Annotated in this window: 13 protein-coding genes; 3 read left to right on the top strand and 10 right to left on the bottom strand. The window is 55.9% G+C overall.

Going from position 1 to position 17,158, the window contains the following annotated elements; translation table 11 throughout:
- Nucleotides 1–10 precede the first annotated feature (10 nt).
- A complete protein-coding gene (locus tag GC087_RS06930; protein WP_324030097.1) occupies nucleotides 11–4,906 on the bottom strand; it encodes an alpha-2-macroglobulin family protein in 4,896 nt (1,631 codons plus the stop codon).
- Between the two features lie 145 nt (nucleotides 4,907–5,051).
- Here GC087_RS06930 and sseA point away from each other — a divergent pair, with 145 nt between their 5' ends.
- Nucleotides 5,052–5,894 carry a 3-mercaptopyruvate sulfurtransferase gene (sseA, locus tag GC087_RS06925; RefSeq protein ID WP_058701204.1) on the top strand — a complete coding sequence of 281 codons (843 nt, stop codon included), beginning with the start codon at nucleotides 5,052–5,054 and terminating at the stop codon, nucleotides 5,892–5,894.
- 35 nt (nucleotides 5,895–5,929) lie between these two features.
- Here the strand turns inward: sseA and sseB are convergent, their stop codons facing one another.
- The 5 genes from sseB to trmJ all read right to left on the bottom strand — a co-directional run bounded on the left by sseB (nucleotide 5,930) and on the right by trmJ (nucleotide 10,786).
- Complete coding sequence (gene sseB, locus GC087_RS06920; protein WP_172677643.1) at nucleotides 5,930–6,694, bottom strand: enhanced serine sensitivity protein SseB; 765 nt, start codon at nucleotides 6,692–6,694, stop codon at nucleotides 5,930–5,932.
- 52 nt (nucleotides 6,695–6,746) lie between these two features.
- A complete protein-coding gene (pepB, locus tag GC087_RS06915; protein WP_006120635.1) occupies nucleotides 6,747–8,033 on the bottom strand; it encodes an aminopeptidase PepB in 1,287 nt (428 codons plus the stop codon).
- A gap of 122 nt (nucleotides 8,034–8,155) precedes the next feature.
- Nucleotides 8,156–9,316, bottom strand: coding sequence for an IscS subfamily cysteine desulfurase (locus GC087_RS06910; protein ID WP_324030095.1), 1,161 nt, complete (start codon nucleotides 9,314–9,316; stop codon nucleotides 8,156–8,158).
- A gap of 89 nt (nucleotides 9,317–9,405) precedes the next feature.
- On the bottom strand, nucleotides 9,406–9,903 hold the full coding sequence (iscR, locus tag GC087_RS06905) for a Fe-S cluster assembly transcriptional regulator IscR (protein WP_006120637.1): 498 nt from the start codon (nucleotides 9,901–9,903) through the stop codon (nucleotides 9,406–9,408).
- A 133-nt stretch (nucleotides 9,904–10,036) separates the two neighbouring features.
- Nucleotides 10,037–10,786: a tRNA (cytosine(32)/uridine(32)-2'-O)-methyltransferase TrmJ gene (gene trmJ, locus GC087_RS06900; RefSeq protein WP_006120638.1), complete on the bottom strand. Its 750-nt coding sequence runs from the start codon at nucleotides 10,784–10,786 to the stop codon at nucleotides 10,037–10,039.
- A gap of 119 nt (nucleotides 10,787–10,905) precedes the next feature.
- On the opposite strand from trmJ, the gene suhB reads away from it, so the two are divergent.
- Entirely contained in the window at nucleotides 10,906–11,709 is an 804-nt protein-coding gene (gene suhB, locus GC087_RS06895) for an inositol-1-monophosphatase (protein WP_324030094.1), read from the top strand.
- Nucleotides 11,710–11,755: 46 nt separating this feature from the next.
- On the opposite strand, the gene GC087_RS06890 is transcribed toward suhB, so the two are convergent.
- The 3 genes from GC087_RS06890 to GC087_RS06880 all read right to left on the bottom strand — a co-directional run bounded on the left by GC087_RS06890 (nucleotide 11,756) and on the right by GC087_RS06880 (nucleotide 14,557).
- Nucleotides 11,756–12,769, bottom strand: coding sequence for a YrzE family protein (locus tag GC087_RS06890; RefSeq protein ID WP_324030092.1), 1,014 nt, complete (start codon nucleotides 12,767–12,769; stop codon nucleotides 11,756–11,758).
- Nucleotides 12,770–12,959: 190 nt separating this feature from the next.
- Nucleotides 12,960–13,940 carry a nickel/cobalt transporter gene (locus GC087_RS06885; RefSeq protein ID WP_039340000.1) on the bottom strand — a complete coding sequence of 327 codons (981 nt, stop codon included), beginning with the start codon at nucleotides 13,938–13,940 and terminating at the stop codon, nucleotides 12,960–12,962.
- A complete protein-coding gene (locus tag GC087_RS06880) occupies nucleotides 13,931–14,557 on the bottom strand; it encodes a DUF1007 family protein (RefSeq protein WP_006120642.1) in 627 nt (208 codons plus the stop codon). The genes GC087_RS06885 and GC087_RS06880 overlap by 10 nt, the downstream gene beginning before the upstream one ends.
- A gap of 155 nt (nucleotides 14,558–14,712) precedes the next feature.
- Between GC087_RS06880 and csiE the strand changes: the two genes are divergently transcribed.
- Nucleotides 14,713–15,981, top strand: coding sequence for a stationary phase inducible protein CsiE (csiE, locus tag GC087_RS06875; protein ID WP_058707699.1), 1,269 nt, complete (start codon nucleotides 14,713–14,715; stop codon nucleotides 15,979–15,981).
- Here the strand turns inward: csiE and GC087_RS06870 are convergent.
- On the bottom strand, nucleotides 15,963–17,111 hold the full coding sequence (locus GC087_RS06870) for a 3-phenylpropionate MFS transporter (protein WP_324030089.1): 1,149 nt from the start codon (nucleotides 17,109–17,111) through the stop codon (nucleotides 15,963–15,965). The genes csiE and GC087_RS06870 overlap by 19 nt on opposite strands.
- Between the last annotated feature and the right edge of the window lie 47 nt (nucleotides 17,112–17,158).

Raw genomic sequence — 17,158 nt, 5'->3', positions numbered from 1 at the left:
ACGCACCCGATTACTGTACATGCAGCTGCTGCGGTGTGCTGCCAATGGCGCGCCATTCGGGCACGTACATGGATTCCACCTGCGGCGGGGGCAATTGATAGCGCCCCGGTGTAACTGCCCGCGCCAGATAAATCAGCGTGGTGGGACGATACGTATCGACGGCCAGAGCGGCAACAAAGCGGTCATCACGGAACTCAATATGCCTGATGCTGGCCTGTTGCATATCCATCATGCTCTCTTTTAAGGCATCGGCGCTGTCCCCCAGACTGGCACTGCTGTCCGCCAGGTTCTGATTTTCCAGCTCCAGACCGGCGGGCAATAAATCCACCACCAGCGCATCGCTAATGCTGCGTTTGGCTGAGACCGTCAGGCGCACCACCAGCAGTTCTCCGCTGCGCAGATTATTCAAATCGGCAGCCTGCCCATCCAGCGTAAAGTACTCGCGTTTAATCGCCATCATATGGCTGACTGGCGCAGGTGGACTCAGCGGATAGCCGACCACGTTCAGACTGGCGTACAGCGGCGTGCTGCCGACATTACGTACGTCAACGCCCTGAGTCAGTTGCTGATGATCCAGTCCTTTATTTAGCGGCGCATCTCCACTCACAGGCTGATCGCTACCCGGAAGTTGCGCCTGCCAGCGTTGCCCGTTGGCGGTTTGCAGCGTCCGGGCCGCCAGGTAAAGGGCATTATTCTCCTGAGTAGAGAACCAGCGCTTGCCCGTCACCTCTTTAGACAGTGACAGCAGCAGGCTGTTTTGCAGGTCCGGCTGCAGCTGATTTTCAGCCAGCAGCGCAATCATCATGCCCTGATCGCGCACGGTACTGCCGTAGTCGCCAAACCAGCGGTTCTCAGCGCGTGGCAGCGTTGCCCCCTGCATCACCGCCAGTTGCGCACGCTGTTCATCACCCATTAGCTTCAGCGCAATGCCCAACTGCATCAGCGCCAGGCCCGACTGGGCCTTGTCACGCTTTTCATACAGCGCACGTAAGGCACCCAGCGGTGCCCGCTGCTGGCGCGCCAGCACCAGTCCGGCATAAGCCTGCACGCTGAAACGTAACGCTTCGACGTGCTGGCTGCCGCCTCCGGTGATCTGCGCCGGGTCCTGAAGATAACGCAGCAGGCGCGCGTTCGCCCGGCTGACAACCTCATCAGGCAACGCATAGCCCGCCTCACTGGCGCGCAGTAAGAAATCCGTTACGTAAGGCGTTAACCAGAATTCTTCTTCGCTCTGTTTGCCCCATAAACCAAAGCTGCCGTCCGCGCGCTGCATGCCCGCCAACCGGGCAATACCGGTTTCCACCGCTGCCCGGCGAACCTCATCAGAGCTGGTTTTGATACCCATGGCGGTAAGTTGCGCCTGGCTGGTGTACAACGATGGCCACAGCCCGCTCGCCGTTTGCTCCAGACAACCGTAGGGATAGGCATAAAGCGCACTGATATAGCGCGCAATATTCAACGGTGGGCGATTACTCAGCGTCAGTTGTCCACTGAGCGTAGCCGCGTCCAGGCCGGCAAAGGCTGCCGCCGTCACCTGCCACGGCTGCTCGCCGTTGATCACCGCGTCAAAACTGAGCGTCTGGGCCGGATAAGGGGGCCTGACGCCAATCTTCCACTGCTGCTGGCTGGGCCGCACCTGCTCACCCGGCAGATTCAGGCCTGAAATCGTGACCTGAACGTCACCGTCACCAAAACCATTTTGCGCGGTGACCGGCACCTGTAGCGTTTTCCGCTCACCTTTGGCCAGCGTCACGTTTTGCGTGGCCGCGCCGGACAGCGCAATAAGCCCCCGGGCTGCGAGATCCACCTTCAGCGTTTGCGGTAAATCAGTCAGGTTGGTGATATCCAGCGCCAGCGATGCACTGTCGCCGCTGGCCAGGAAGCGCGGCGTGGCCAGTTCACTGACCAGCGGCGCCGCCACAACCAGCTTGCGCTCTGCCGCGCCAAAGCTGTCATCGCTCCAGACCTGCGTCATCAGGCGCAGTTCACCGTTAAATGCCGGGACAGGGAGCGTGATCGAGCCCTTGCCGTTTTTATCCAGCGTAACAGCCTGTAGCTGCTGCGCCACAATGTTGACGTGGGTAACGGGTTTCTTGCCGCCGCGCGTCAGCGTGTCGTCTTCGCCGTCGCCGCCAAAGCGCAGCGCTGCAAGGCGTCCGCCGCCTTCAATCAACTGCCCAAACACATCGTACTGGTCGACGTTATAACGTTTACGGCCGAAAAAGGCCTGCCAGGGATCCGGGGTTTTGTAATCCGTCACGCTCAAAACCCCGCTGTCCACCGCCGACAGCAGCACATGCACCTTATCCGGCAGCGGGCCGCCTTCACGACTGGCCTGCACATTGACCGTCAGGTTCTGCTCAGGGCGAACCTTTTCGGGCGCATCCAGCGTCAGGGTCAGGCGGCGCGCGTCGGTCGCCATCGGCAGATGTAGCAGTCCGACGGCACGTTTTGGCGTAGCGCCACTGGTTTTGTCCCCTTCCCGTACGACGATGGCACTAAAATAGAGATCGTGACGCTGCCAGCTGTTGGCAATCGGCACATCCACCGTCGTCCCGCCCTGCGGAACGGTCAGCGGCTGCCACCACAGCGTGCCGCTGCTGGACTCAACCATCAGATAGCCCTTACCGGCCGTGGGCGATTCCACCTGCAGATGCACGGTTTCTCCGGGCTGATAAGCGGCTTTGTCTAAGCGGAGTTTGACCTGATCCGGGCGCAGAGCGCCCGTACCATTAGTATTATCCTGCCAGTCATAGCCCGCCTGAAAACGCACGCTGCTGACAATTTTTTCACCCGCCTGCACTTCCAGTCGGTAGCTGCCCCACTCGACCGGGAAGCTGACTTTGGTACTGCCCTCAGCGGGCACCGTAATCGATCGCTCATCTTCCTGCAGATCTTTCGCGTCGTAGCGTGACTGCCAGCCTTCACTGTCAGAGAAGCTCCAGTAGTAGTCACGACGTTCGCGAATCAAGCGCACATTCAGCTTTTCTGCCGCCAGCTTTTCGCCCTGACTGTTGGCGTAAACAATGTCAAAATCGGCCAGGCTGTTTTCCGGCACGGTCGGCTCATCGCGATAACTGTCACTGCGGTAATCGTAGATCGACTTGTTGCCGAACAGGGGGCGAATGCCCGGCAGCGCCTCCGCGGGCCAGATCGCCTGAGTGGCACGTCGGGTCACAGGCCGTCCACCCGTTTCCAGCAGGCTGGCCTGTAAAATCAGGTTTAGCGGCGAGTGAAGCTGGTCCCACTGATTCTCGACGGTTAGCTGGGCTTTGCCGTTCGCATCCAGTTTGATATCCACATCACCCAGGCTGCGTTTGACGCCCTCCTCAGTGATATCCCCAAACTGATAGCCAGGCAGCGCTGCCACCGCGTCCCGGGCAGGACGTAGATAGAGCTGCCCCTGCAGCGCATTCCCCGCCGCAGGCGCACCATAGAGATAACGCCCCTCAACGTTAAAGGTGATATCCGCATCGGCAGGCTGAGGTTGCTCATCGTTTTTCAGCGTCAGCGCCATGCGCTCTGGCAGGAAATCTTCGACGCGGAAATGCCACTGACGCGGCAGGTTATCACCGGTGTTCAGCCGCAGCATCCAGCCACCAGTCATGGCGGTCGTGGGCAGGCTGAATCGCTGCTGATACAACCCGTCCTGCGGTTGCCAGACAAAGGTGCGCACCACTTCACCGTCGGGCTGTACCACTTCGGCTTTAACCGGCTGGGCCGGTAACGGTTTGCCATCAGCATCACGCAGCAGCGCATTGACGATCACCGTTTCGCCGGGACGGTAGATATCGCGCGGGCCAAACACGAACAGCTGCTTGTCATAGCCCTCCGGTCCCGCCACGGGAAATTCGGCTAAATCTAATGCCGGGCGAGCCAGATCGATGAGGGAGGTTTGATCGCCCTGTATTGCCAACAGGAACTTGCCCTTGTCTTCGGCTTTCAGACGCACATGCCCGCTGCTGTCGCTGGTGCCGTTTTGCAGGACCTGCCCTTTATCGTTCAGGACTCTGACATTGACGCCTGAGAGCGGATCGCCGTTTTCCAGACTCTGGGCAAACAGCTCAAACTGGCCCGGAAAACGGTGCAGTGACAGGCCGATATCGCTCAGGGTGAAGAGCGTGGCTGGCATACTGTAATGATACGTGCCGGCCTGTTTCATCACGGCCAGATAAACGCCCGGTTGCTGAAGCGGCTTGATGTCTTTTAGCGGCAGCTGCAGTTTTTCCCGCGTATTGCGTGCCGGGTTAAGCTCAAAGCGGCCGCTGTAAACCAGCTCACTGGTTTTAAGCAGCTCCTGAGATTGCCAGGTTGAGAGATTACTCCCGTTATTCCACTGGGACAGGAATTGCGCCAGGCCCGCGTTTTTAATCCTGAAAAAATCGACATCCACCTGATCGACATTCAAGGCCAGCACCGGCAGGCCCTGCGCAATACGCAATGGCAGCAAAGAACCGCGACTGGCGAAGCCCACCATCGGCTCAATGTCGCGCGTGGTGATTTTTTGGCTGTAAGCCGCGGTCAGCGTTTCACCACTGGCGGCGCGCAAGCCCGGATCGACGGTCACAGTAAAGTGCCGTGAGGGTTCAGGATGGCGAAAACGCAGCGCCTTGCGATTCCCGGACAGCTCCCAAGCGCCATCCACCTTGCCGCGCTGATCGTCCGTCAGCCGGACCTTTTTGGCCACGTCCTGCTTATCATCAAGCGGCTGGTTGAACGTTAACACCAGTGCGGCGGCACCATCGAGCTGGAGCTCGGAGAGGTCGATAATGCTCAGCGGCTTACTGACCTGCGCACTGGCGGCAGGCGTTTCAGCGCTGACGGAAAAAGCAGGTAACGTGGCGGCAGACAGCAGCGCGCCGCCGATCAGCATGCTGAACAGCAGCCGGTTAATGCGTTGTTTCATGGTAAATCCTTCACCGTGCCCCAGGGGAATTGTTTTATAATGCTGCACGATTTCACATCAACCTTCGCATTTAATCAACGCTTCTCTTGAGATGGTGGGCACATTGCCCGACACTGGCATCACAGATTGCAGAGAAGAGGTTGTTATGACGACGCCACTGTTTGTGTCCGCCGACTGGTTACAAGAACATTTTAATGACGGCACGCTCCAGGTTCTGGATGCGCGTATGCTGCCGCCGGGCATGGAAGCCACGCGCGATATTCAAAAAGAATATCTGGCGGAGCATTTGCCTGGTGCGCCTTTTTTCAATATTGAAACGCTTTCCGATCACACCAGCCCTTATCCCCACATGTTACCCCGGGCCGAAAGCTTCGCGGTGGCGATGCGCGAACTGGGCATCAACAGTGATAAGCATTTGATTGTTTATGATGAAGGCAATCTGTTTTCTGCGCCCCGCGCGTGGTGGATGCTGCGCGCCTTTGGCGTGGCACAGGCCTCCATTCTGGCTGGCGGTCTGCAGGGCTGGAAAACGGCGGGTTATGCGCTGGCTGAGGGCGAGGTCAGTCTGCCGGAAGGTGAGTTTGATGCACAGTTCGATGAAGGCCTGGTGAAACGCCTGACGGATGTCTTGCTGATTAGCCATGAAGGCGGCGCGCAAATTGTCGATGCGCGCGCGGCGAACCGTTTTAATGCTGAGGTCGATGAACCCCGTCCGGGATTGCACCGTGGGCACATTCCCAACAGCCTTAATCTGCCCTGGAATACCCTGGTCGAGCAGGGCGCACTCAAGCCGGAAGCCGAACTTCGTTCACGCTTTGCGGAAGCCGGTGTGGATATCAGCAAACCCATCGTAGCCAGCTGTGGCTCTGGCGTGACTGCGGTGGTGTTGATTCTGGCGCTGACGGCCCTGGGTGCAAGGGAAGTGACGCTGTATGACGGATCCTGGTCCGAATGGGGCAGCCGGGATGATTTGCCGATTGCGAAGTAACGGTAAACGCGCGGCCGAACAGGCCGCGCAGTGTGTCAGATGATCCGCTGACCACCTTTGAACTCACGCAGGAAACTGCCCCAGCGGCGTTCATAAAAGGGCGTAATGTGCGCGGTAAAGAAGTGACTGATTCCGCGGTCCTCTGCCGTAATCTCACACACATCAATGGGTGCATCATCCAGTAATGTATCGGTGGCTACGCTGCCGGCCGCCTGAATAATTGCCTCAATATCGCTGTCCGCTTCAATACCAATCAACAGATTAGGCACATCATCCGCCTGTTCACGAATGCTGGCAATGAAAGCGCGTTTAACCTGCTTGTATTTGCTGAACAACTGCGTCAGCGAGTCGATCATCTGCGCGGGCGGTTCCGCGATTTCTGACAGCAGCAGTGACTGACCGCCTTCCAGCACCGTTTGCTGCATCAGGGCACTGCCCTCTTCCCCCAGCAGATGACTGATTTCCGCCGCAGAAAACTCTTTGCCCGTGGGCAACTTTGGATTAAGAAACAGCGTTTCGCCACGGGTCATTTCAAACAGCGTACGTACCGGCAGCCGCACATAAGGCTGCTCATCGTTAATCGCCTCGCTCATCGCCTGTTCGGAGGTAAAAAACGGGATCACACTGCTGCCATCTTCTTTTTCCCAGTGCTGCAGGTCGACAGGCGTGCTGGCATCCAACTGCTGCTGGGTGCTTTCCCCCGGCACCCATGCATCCGCCTCCAGCAGTAGCTGAAAAAACTCAGGACGATGGGCAGGCTCCGTGGCGGCCAGCTTCAGCACCTCTTCAAGACGGTTCATCATTCACTTCTACCTTCAAAAAGCGGTGACCAGGTCACCGCGGAGATTGCATTTATTTCAGTAACAGGTTGGCGATAGTGCGCACGCCCAGGCCGGTTGCGCCTGCCGACCATTGATCGACCGCGCTCTTACGGTACGTCGCTGAGCAGTCGATATGTAACCAGCCTTGCTGATAGTGGCTGACGAAATAGGACAGGAACGCCGCCGCGCTGCTGGCACCGGCAGAATGTGCCGGGCTGGCGATGTTATTCAGATCGGCAAAGTTTGACGGCAGATGACTGCGATGGAACTCTGCCAGCGGCAAACGCCAGAACGGTTCGTTTTCACTGACCGCACTGCCCATCACCGACTGCGCCAGCACATCGTCGAAGGTAAACAAGGCGTGATAATCGTTGCCCACCGCCGTTTTCGCGGCACCGGTCAGCGTTGCCGCATCGATCAGCAGCGTCGGATTCTGCTCGCTGGCATCGATCAGACCATCTGCCAGGACCAGACGACCTTCCGCATCGGTGTTCATCACTTCTACCGACTTGCCATTGCGATAACGAATGATGTCACCCAGCTTAAAGGCGTTGCTGCTGACCATGTTATCCGCGCAGCACAGGTAAAGTTTGACGCGCTTTTTCAGTCCGCGCGCGATGGCCATGGCCAGTGCACCGGTCACCGTCGCGGCACCGCCCATATCTGACTTCATGGAGTCCATGGTGGCACTGGTTTTGAGGCTGTAGCCACCGGTATCGAAGGTAATCCCTTTACCGACCAGGCAGGCGTAAACCGGCGCTTCGCTGTCGCCGGTGGGGTTAAAATCCAGTGCCAGGAAAACCGGCGGACGGTTTGAGCCCCGTCCTACCGTGTGCAGGCCCATATAGCCTTGCTCACGTAAATCATCGCCTTTGGTTATGCGATAGCTGACCGCTTCGCCACCTAACTCGCTCAGTAAATCTACGGCACTGTGTGCCAGCGTCTCTGGCCCTAAATCATCTGCAGGCAGGTTAATCGTATCGCGCACCCAGCCTACGATCTTACGGCGGCGATCAAATTCCGCCTGTTCATGTTCACCCAACTGCGGCCAGTCAACGCTGTTTTTGGCTTTCGGGCTGCGATAGCCCTGCCAGAAGGCCCAGCACTGCTCCAGATGCCAGCCTTCGCCCGTCAGGGCAACATGACGAATGCCCTGCCCATCCAGCTTACGCGCGGCACGCTGGATGCTCATCAACGCATCGGCTTCACGCAGGTGCACGGTCATACCGTTTTCATTGCTGCTTAACAGTGCTTTGTCACCCCAGCGCGCATCGGCGGGCTGGTTGCTGAGCGTGATATTCATCGGTTGTGTACTCATTGTAGGGCTCCGTATTCGTTATTCGTTTTATCCAGCCTGTTTTGCGACGGCTTTTCATACAGATGTTACGCCGCACACCGCAGGCGTTGCCGGTGCGCAGTGGTCAGCCTCTTCAGGCCTGATTATGACTTCATGAGTTCACGCAGGCGCGTCACGGACTTCTGCACCAGCGCAATGGCATAATCGATCTCTTCTTCAGTGGTGAACCGCCCCAGTGAGAAGCGAAGTGAACTGTGGGCCAGTTCTTCGTTCAGACCGAGTGCGCGCAGAACATAGGAAGGTTCCAGACTGGCGGAAGTACAGGCCGATCCGGACGACAGCGCAAGATCTTTCAGCGCCATGATCAACGACTCACCTTCAACATCAGCAAAACTGACGTTAAGTATGTTGGCGCAGCTGTGTTGCAAATCACCATTCACCGTTACGCCGCCTGTCTCACGAATGCCGTGCCACAGTTTGTCACGCAACAGCGACAAGCGGGCCATCTCTTCTTCACGCACCGCTTTGGCAATGCGGTAAGCCTCACCCATGCCGACAATCTGGTGCACCGGTAAGGTGCCCGATCGCATATTGCGCTCGTGACCGCCGCCGTGGATCTGCGCATCAATCTGGATACGCGGCTTACGACGGACATAGAGCGCGCCAATGCCTTTAGGACCATAAACTTTATGACCGGAAAACGACATCAGATCAACAGGCAGTTCAGCGAGATCGATAGCCAGTTTCCCGACGCTTTGCGTCGCATCGACGTGGAACAGGATGCCCCGCTCCCGGCACAGGGCGCCCAGCGCAGCGATATCCTGAATCACACCGATTTCGTTATTCACATGCATGATGGAAACCAGCACCGTGTCGTCACGTAGCGCGGCGCGCAGGTCGTCAGGCGCGATCAGGCCATTCGCTGCTGGCGTCAGCCAGGTGATCTCAAAGCCTTCACGTTCAAGTTGCAGGCAGGTATCAATGACCGCTTTATGTTCGGTTACGCTGGTGACGATGTGTTTACCACGCGACTGGTGGAAATGGGCTGCGCCTTTAATGGCGAGATTGTCGGATTCGGTGGCCCCGGAGGTGAAGACGATTTCACGTGGGTCAGCATTGACCAGCTCCGCGACCTGATTGCGCGCAACGTCCACCGCCTCTTCTGCCTGCCAGCCGAAACGGTGCGAACGGGAGGCCGGGTTACCAAACGTGCCATCCGGCGTCAGGAATTGCATCATTTTGCTGGCCACACGCGGATCGGCCGGCGTCGTGGCGGCATAATCCAGGTAAATCGGTAATTTCATTGCGCTACAGCTCCGTATAAAAAATCATACGTATTTATAGCAGATTCAGCCCCTGCCGCGTTAGCAGTAAGGGCCGGAGAAGCAGAGGATTAGGAGGCGCGGAGGTTAACGTTGATTTCCTGTGCGCGGGCGTGCTGGAAACGACGATTGTCGTTAGCATTCTGGCGGTCGGCCACATCCAGGATTTCCTGATTATTCACCAGCTCAGCCAGCGTAATGTTGTTCAGGAATTCGCTAATACGGACGCTCAGGTCACGCCACAACACATGGGTCAGACAGCGCTCGCCACCCTGACAGCCTTCTTTGCCCTGGCATTTGGTGGCGTCCACAGATTCATCAACCGCAGTGATCACTTCACCCACCGCAATCGCGCTGGCTTCTTTGCCCAGCAGATAACCGCCACCCGGACCACGAACGCTGGATACCAGATTGTGCTTACGTAACCGCGAGAACAGCTGCTCCAGATAAGAGAGCGATATACCCTGGCGTTCAGAGATGTCAGCCAGTGGAACAGGGCCCTGGTGAGAATGCAGGGCAACGTCCAGCATAGCGGTAACAGCGTAACGTCCTTTGGATGTCAGTCTCATAGCATACAACCTCAATAGCGTCCGGTTATCGGAGGATTAGCGAAGATGACGGCAAGTCTGACATTCCCGAGTAATTTGGTCAACTATTTAACCAAGTAATTTACTCAACTATTTAACCTGGCGTTTTACTCAACTATTCAGGGCCGTTTTGTTTCGGTCCTTTACGCTTCTCAAACGAGGCGAGCATCCCGCGCAGAATATTGAGTTCGTCGCGCTCAGGACGGGCACGCGTATACAGACGACGCAGCTTGCTCATTACCTGGCCGGGATTGGCTTCACGGATAAATCCGCTTTCCAGCATCATCTGTTCCATGTGCTGGTAGAAACGCTCCAGGTCGTCGACAAGCGGATAAGGTGATTCCTCGTACTGCGGTTTGGGACTGGCGTTGTCCTGCGCCTGCAGCCAGGCCATGCGGACTTCATAGGCAATGATCTGCACCGCCATCGCCAGGTTAAGCGAGCTGTATTCCGGGTTCGCCTGGATGGCCACATGATAATGGCACTTTTGCAATTCATCGTTAGTCAGCCCGACACGCTCACGACCAAACACCAGGGCGACGGGGGCCTGCCGGGCCTCTTCAATACTTTTCAGGCCACATTCACGTGAATCCAGCATCGGCCACGGCAGCGAGCGGGAACGTGCACTGGTGCCGACCACCAGACTGCATCCGGCAATCGCGTCATCCAGTGAGTCGACAATTTTCGCCTCGCCAATCACGTCACTGGCCCCGGCAGCCAGCGAGATAGCCTGTGAATCCGGCTTCACTAACGGATTGACCAAATAGAGGTTAGTTAAGCCCATAGTTTTCATCGCGCGCGCGACGGAGCCCATGTTGCCGGTGTGAGAAGTTTCTACCAGTACGATACGAATATTTTGCAGCATAATTGGGATCGGTCAGAAAATGATGACGCGTACTCTAACATAAAGCAGGACATTTACCGAACACCCTGCTATACTCCGCGCCGTTTTCCCCGTTCTTTAACATCCAGCGAGAGATACCGATGCATCCAATGCTCAACATTGCCGTGCGCGCAGCGCGCAAGGCCGGAAATTTAATTGCCAAGAATTATGAAACCCCGGACGCCGTCGAAGCCAGCCAGAAAGGCAGTAACGACTTCGTAACCAATGTTGACCGCGACGCAGAACGCCTGATTATCGAAGTGATTCGTAAATCCTACCCGAAGCACACCATTATTACTGAAGAGAGTGGTGAACTTGAAGGTGAAGATCAGGACATTCAATGGGTAATCGATCCGCTGGATGGCACGGCCAACTTTATCAAACGCCTGCCCCACTTCTCTGTTTCTATCGCCGTACGCATTAAAGGCCGTACTGAAGTGGCGGTGGTATATGATCCTATGCGTAATGAACTGTTCAGTGCCGTACGTGGCCAGGGCGCGCAGCTTAACGGCTACCGTCTGCGCGGCAGCATCGCTCGCGATCTGGATGGCACCATTCTGGCGACCGGTTTCCCGTTCAAGCTAAAACAGCACGCGCCGGCTTACATGAACATCATGACCAAACTGTTCACACAGTGTGCGGACTTCCGTCGTACCGGCTCTGCCGCACTGGACCTGGCCTATGTTGCCGCAGGTCGTGTGGATGGCTATTTTGAAATCGGTCTGAAACCGTGGGATTTTGCCGCGGGTGAACTGCTGGTGCGTGAAGCGGGCGGACTGGTTACTGACTTCACCGGCAATCATGGTTACCTGCATTCAGGTAACATTGTGGCCGGTAATCCTCGTGTGGTTAAAGCGCTGCTGTCGTCCATGCGCGATGAACTGAGCGAAGCGCTGAAGCGCTAAAGAAAAAGGCGGCACATTCTGTGCCGCCTTTTTTAACGCCTTTCGGTTAGCGACGTTCGTTCGCCAACACCTGACGTGGCTGAGTACGACGTCCCACCATGCCCATCACGCCTGCCAGGACTGCTTCAATAATCAGGATAAATAAGGCGTACCAGCTGGCTTTCGCTGTCGCTTTAGCCGCCTGCTCACCGGCTTCACGGGCTTTCTGCTCTGCCTGCTGTTTCAGCTCCTGATATTTCTGCATAGCCTGCTGATAGCTCTGCTCTGCCTGATTAACGATCTGCTCTGCTTCCTGATCGCTTTTGCCGGTGCGCGCTTTAATAATATTTTTCAACGCCTCACGATCGGCTGCCTGTAATGTATCAGCATGACGATCAATAACGCCTTTAAACCAGTTAGCTAAATCCGTGTCTGCGGTTTGCGGATGATTAGCGGTGTTATTTGCCTGGTTCTCTGCATTCTGCGCTTCATTATTCGCATCCTGCTTCAGTTTTTCAGGTTGTAATTCAGGCTTGCCTGTTTGACGCAGCGTCGTTTCCAGCTCACGCTGCATGTCATTTAAATTAATATTGTTTTCCTGCAGCTTGTCTTTTGCCATTTGGGTAACAGATGGCGCAGCGGCTGAAATACCCTGACCGACAGCCTGGAAGCCCGTGCCCAGAATGTTCATCGCACCGCCTAATACGCTACTGGCAAGACTGACGGCTAAATAAATCGTTATCACCGTGCTGATGCCAAACATCAGTAACCCATGCAGCGCGCCTTCGCGCTGTGCCAGACGTCCGGCAACATAGGCGCCCGCGACGATGGCGAGAAGCATTTCAATCGCCGTCCACACCAGCGCACCGGTGCCCAGATGTTTAAACGGATTGCCTTCCTGCAGGGGATCAATAGTCGTCGCGCCGATAGCTGTTCCCAGCAGAGTTAATAATATGTGAATTATCAGTGCGCAAATAACACCGGCAAAAACGGCACTCCATGAAATACGTTTTAGGGGCAAACCCGCTGTTCCAGTTACCAGCGGATCGGTGTAGCCATTATTAATACGGGTATCAGCCATGAGATATTTTCCTCGCAAAGCACGGAATCGTTCCGTTTTTATTCATCCCATTATTGGGAGGTGATTTAACTATTAACAGCGTAGACAGTGAAAACAAATTTCACCACTAAACAGTCAGCAGAAAAATAAAAAATAGTGAGGAAAATATTGCAGAATGAGCAGCGAAAAACGCTTTTCGCTGCTATAGAAATCAGAAAGGCCGGATGCCGCCCGCCAACCCCGGTTGAGCAGATTGCCATAACGCACAGCCCGCAACGATCAACATGACGCTACCCAGCAAAGCCAACAAAGGCAACAGGCTGCGTGCGCGATCGCTTATGTGGCTGTTTGCACTCAGCCGTTGCGCCAGCGAACGCGAGCGCTGCACCAGCAGACCAATCGCCGAAATGGTCAGGGCCGTTCCCATCGCCATCACCGCCGCCGAGAGGACGCCCCAGAGGTAAACGCCAATCACCTTAGCAAACAGCAGCATCATAATGGCTCCTGAACAGGGCCGCAGCCCCATCGACAGAACCACCAGTAACTGGGTTTTCACGTTAACGGCACCGGCTACCTGCTGTGCACTGGGCAGATGAGCATGACCGCAGCCGCACTGATCATCATGATGATGGTGTGGATGCAGAGCACGAATGTTCATCGCCGGTTTCGGTCGGAACAGTCGCCACAGAGAGTTGACCGCCCGATAACCTGTCCAGATTCCCAGGGCAATCACCAGAAGATAACTGCCCTTCTCCAGCCAGAAACTGCTCAGATGCAACTGGCGTGATGAGGTGTGCAATACCACCAGCATCAGGGTTACCAGAACAATCGCGACTGAACCCTGTAACAGCGATGCCAGCAGCGTCAGCTTCATGCTGGTTTTCAGTTTTGCCGGATGAGTGGCCAGGAAAGTGGTGATAACAACCTTACCGTGCCCAGGTCCTAACGCATGCAGGATGCCGTACACCAGACTAAACGCCAGTAATGACAGGCCAGCCCGGTGCGGATGTTCGGCGACCTGTTGCAGGAGCTGCGTCATCTCGCGGTTGAGGATTTTTTGCCAGAGCACACTTTGCAGCAGAATTTGCGGCCAGTACAGCCAGATCGCGCTAACCGCTGTCACCAGCCCGACCATGAATACTGCCAGTGGCCACAGCCGTTTTTTGGGCCGCGCTATGGTCGTCAGTGACATGTCAGAATCACCGTTTGCGCGAACTGCCTGCCCAGATCCATCTCTTCGGGTGGCGCATCGGCCTTGTCGAGCGATAAGGCATACTGCTTCAACGAGTCATTCGGCTTTGGCGTATGCAAGGTGAAGGCGCAGCGTGACTGCAACGCTGGCGGCACGGTTAAGGCGTCAGGCTTGTCATAGAACATGTCGACGAAATATGTGGGATCGAAGGTGAGAATCTCAAAGCGCTGACCGGTTAATGTAGGTGGCTCGGCCAGCGGCAACACAAACTCCAGCACCGCTTTGTTGCCACTGCGTGACAGATTGTATTCTTTTGGTAGATTCAAGAACTTCACCCGCTGCTTGTTATGCCAGATTTCAGAAAAATAATGTTGTCCCAGCACATTCGCCATTACGCCGGCTGCCAGTTTTTTCCAGACCACGGTGCCCGGTTTCGCATCGCTCGCGTCGTAAAGAAGATCGGCGGAGGTAATCTCATCCATGGTCCAGATCATTTTCAAGCCCGTAAACCGATCGCCGTCAGCAACCAGTTCCGTTTTCATATCAATAAAGCTGTGAGGATGTGCCAGTGCTGACGAACTTATCAGGGTTAGCAGTGCGAAAAACATGCGTTTCATAATGTTATAAAGTAACGTTCCTGATAAAAAGGTTTCATAAGTAACAAAATTTTGTGACCCGCCTTAAACCTCTGAACAAAAAACCGGGTAAACCCTTCACCGGTCAGGGCAGTTGACTATTCTTAGCTAAAAATAGCCAGCGGGAATATTGATTGATGAGTTCTGCTACATCTTCAGCACCACTCTTCACCGTTTCTCAGCGCCGCTGCCACCTGTTGTTATTGCTGTTTCTGCCCACTCCCGTGCTGACGCTCACGCGGTTAAGCCTGCTTAACGGCGTGGATGCTGCCACCGCCAGGCAAGATATTGCCGCCGTGGGTGATGAGATACAGCGCTATCATCAACTGGAACTTCACCAAATGGTGGATGGCAGCTTGCGCATTCATGGTACAGAGCTGGACAGACGAATTTGTCTTATACATAACCTGCGGCGCAGTTTGCGTCTGTCGCAGACGTTTGTCTGTGAGCATTTTGCGACACCGCTTCGCCAGCGCCTTAAGCAAATGAAAATTGAGAAGGCGCTCTACGATGAAACCAATCTACAGGCACTCATCCAGCACTGCAGCCTGTGCCTTGATCGCCCTTTCAGTACACGCGATCAACTCTTTTTACAAATATTTATGAAATACGGCCTGTGCCAGCGCCAGCCTGCCCTCTTTACTGCACAACAGCAGGCCTGGCTGGCGATGAAGGCGGAGCGCCGCGCGGCCACTGATGTCATTCGTCACTGGAAAAAACGGTGCCATCTCGCACCGGATGCGAGTGAAACCGACTTCTGGACATTACTGTTCAGCCTCATCCACGCGCCGCATCCGGACGCCATCCGTCACGCCAGTGAACAGCGGCTCATGCGCGCCACGCATCAGCTGATCGATGACTTCGAGGCTTCGTCAGGCACCCCTTTTCCTGAACGTGCCGAACTCCAGCAGCAACTGTATACGCACCTGGCGCAGGCGCTGGATCGCACCTACTTTACTATTGGCATTGATGACAGTGTGGCACAAGACGTAACCAGGCTTTATCCGCGCCTGCTGCGAACCACTCAGCAGGCGCTGGTGGCGTTTGAGCAGGAATACGCGATTTGTTTTAAACCGGAAGAAGTCAGTCTGATAACCATTATTTTTGGTGCCTGGCTGATGCAGAGCAGCGCCCTTCAGGAAAAACAGGTGCTGCTCCTGACGGGTGACGATCCGGCGCTGGAACAGGACGTTGAGCAGCAGATCCGGGAAATCACCTTATTACCCGTTAATATCACCTATCAGCATGTGGATGACTTTCAGCGCGACGGCGCGCCGCGCGAAGTTGATTTGATCATCTCGCCTTACGTCACCTCCCTGCCGCTGTTTTCGCCCCCGCTGATCCATGCAGAATTGCCGTTGACCGAATATCATCAGCAACGCATTCGTTATTTACTGGAGTCCTGACGCGGGCGCAGAAACAGCGCAGGCAGCGCCACCAGCGCCATCACCCAAAACAGCTGTCCATGAAGATGGGTAAACAGCACGCCACAAATCATCGTCATCACGGCGATACCGCCGCCCATCGCCAGCGCCGAATAGAGCGACTGCAACCGAATCACCTCCGCACCCTGCCGTGAAGCAATGAAACGCATGGCTGCAAGATGGCAGACCGTAAACGTACCGCAGTGGAGAATTTGCGCCACAATCAACACCGGCAGTGCCGTGCTGGCCCCCAGCAGGCTCCAGCGAATTAACGCGCAAACGCCGGACAGCAGCAGTAAATCGCGCGCCTGCCAGCGGTGAAACAGACGGTGACTCAGCGCAAAGATCACAATTTCTGCCACCACGCCAAGCGACCACAGATAACCAATGCACGAGGCGGAATAGCCACTTTCCTGCCACCAGATCGCACTGAAGCCGTAATAGGCCGCATGCGCTCCCTGCAGCAGGGTGACGCACACCATGAAACGCCAGACCGCGTTTTCCCGTATCAGATCGCGCCAGGCCTGCCAGCCACCGCTGACGTTGCTCTTGCGTTCGCTGCCCTGAGGGTGTGTTTGCGGCGTCAGCAACATACCCGCCAGCATACTTATGACGCCCGCTGACAGTAGCATTAAAATCGCCTGGGATGAAAAAGCCGTCACCAGCATACCGGTCAACGACGAACTGATGACGAAGGCCAGAGAACCCCAGAGGCGCACCGGCCCGTAGGCCAGACCAATTTGTTGCGTCCAGGTCGCCGCCAGCGCATCACTTAAAGGCACCAGCGGGGAGAAAAACAGATTAAAGCCGGTCATCACTAACAGCAGCCACAACCACTGTTGTCCAGTCCAGTATCCCACGGCAAAAAGACAGGTCAGCAGCGCCAGCAGCCGCAACGCCGTAATCAGTTGAGAAGGATGTTTAACCTGCGAGGCGATGAACAAACTGCCTACAAAACGCGCCACCATGCCGCAGCCAAGCAGCAGGCCAATTTGTTCGTGGTTCAGTCCCACGCCTTTTAGCCAGACGCCCCAGAAAGGCAGGTAAATACCGTAACAAAAAAAGTAGGTGAAATAGCTTAATCCAAGCCATCTGGCGGAGCCGATTGCCATGTTCCCTCCAGCAATAGTGTGACCGGTCGTGTTAAGAGGTCGATACT

The organism is Pantoea sp. JZ2 (assembly GCF_035191405.1).
Taxonomy (GTDB): domain Bacteria; phylum Pseudomonadota; class Gammaproteobacteria; order Enterobacterales; family Enterobacteriaceae; genus Pantoea; species Pantoea stewartii.
Note: the sequence above shows the minus strand (reverse complement) of the source record. Positions and strands in the feature narration are given on the sequence as shown.

Excerpts from the sequence above, each read along its gene's own strand:
- GC087_RS06885 (WP_039340000.1), bottom strand. The coding sequence starts at position 13,940 with ATGTCACTGACGACCATAGCGCGGCCCAAAAAACGGCTGTGGCCACTG.
- suhB (WP_324030094.1), top strand. The coding sequence starts at position 10,906 with ATGCATCCAATGCTCAACATTGCCGTGCGCGCAGCGCGCAAGGCCGGA.
- iscR (WP_006120637.1), bottom strand. The coding sequence starts at position 9,903 with ATGAGACTGACATCCAAAGGACGTTACGCTGTTACCGCTATGCTGGAC.
- GC087_RS06890 (WP_324030092.1), bottom strand. The coding sequence starts at position 12,769 with ATGGCTGATACCCGTATTAATAATGGCTACACCGATCCGCTGGTAACT.
- GC087_RS06930 (WP_324030097.1), bottom strand. The coding sequence starts at position 4,906 with ATGAAACAACGCATTAACCGGCTGCTGTTCAGCATGCTGATCGGCGGC.
- trmJ (WP_006120638.1), bottom strand. The coding sequence starts at position 10,786 with ATGCTGCAAAATATTCGTATCGTACTGGTAGAAACTTCTCACACCGGC.
- sseA (WP_058701204.1), top strand. The coding sequence starts at position 5,052 with ATGACGACGCCACTGTTTGTGTCCGCCGACTGGTTACAAGAACATTTT.
- csiE (WP_058707699.1), top strand. The coding sequence starts at position 14,713 with ATGAGTTCTGCTACATCTTCAGCACCACTCTTCACCGTTTCTCAGCGC.
- GC087_RS06880 (WP_006120642.1), bottom strand. The coding sequence starts at position 14,557 with ATGAAACGCATGTTTTTCGCACTGCTAACCCTGATAAGTTCGTCAGCA.
- GC087_RS06910 (WP_324030095.1), bottom strand. The coding sequence starts at position 9,316 with ATGAAATTACCGATTTACCTGGATTATGCCGCCACGACGCCGGCCGAT.
- GC087_RS06870 (WP_324030089.1), bottom strand. The coding sequence starts at position 17,111 with ATGGCAATCGGCTCCGCCAGATGGCTTGGATTAAGCTATTTCACCTAC.
- sseB (WP_172677643.1), bottom strand. The coding sequence starts at position 6,694 with ATGAACCGTCTTGAAGAGGTGCTGAAGCTGGCCGCCACGGAGCCTGCC.
- pepB (WP_006120635.1), bottom strand. The coding sequence starts at position 8,033 with ATGAGTACACAACCGATGAATATCACGCTCAGCAACCAGCCCGCCGAT.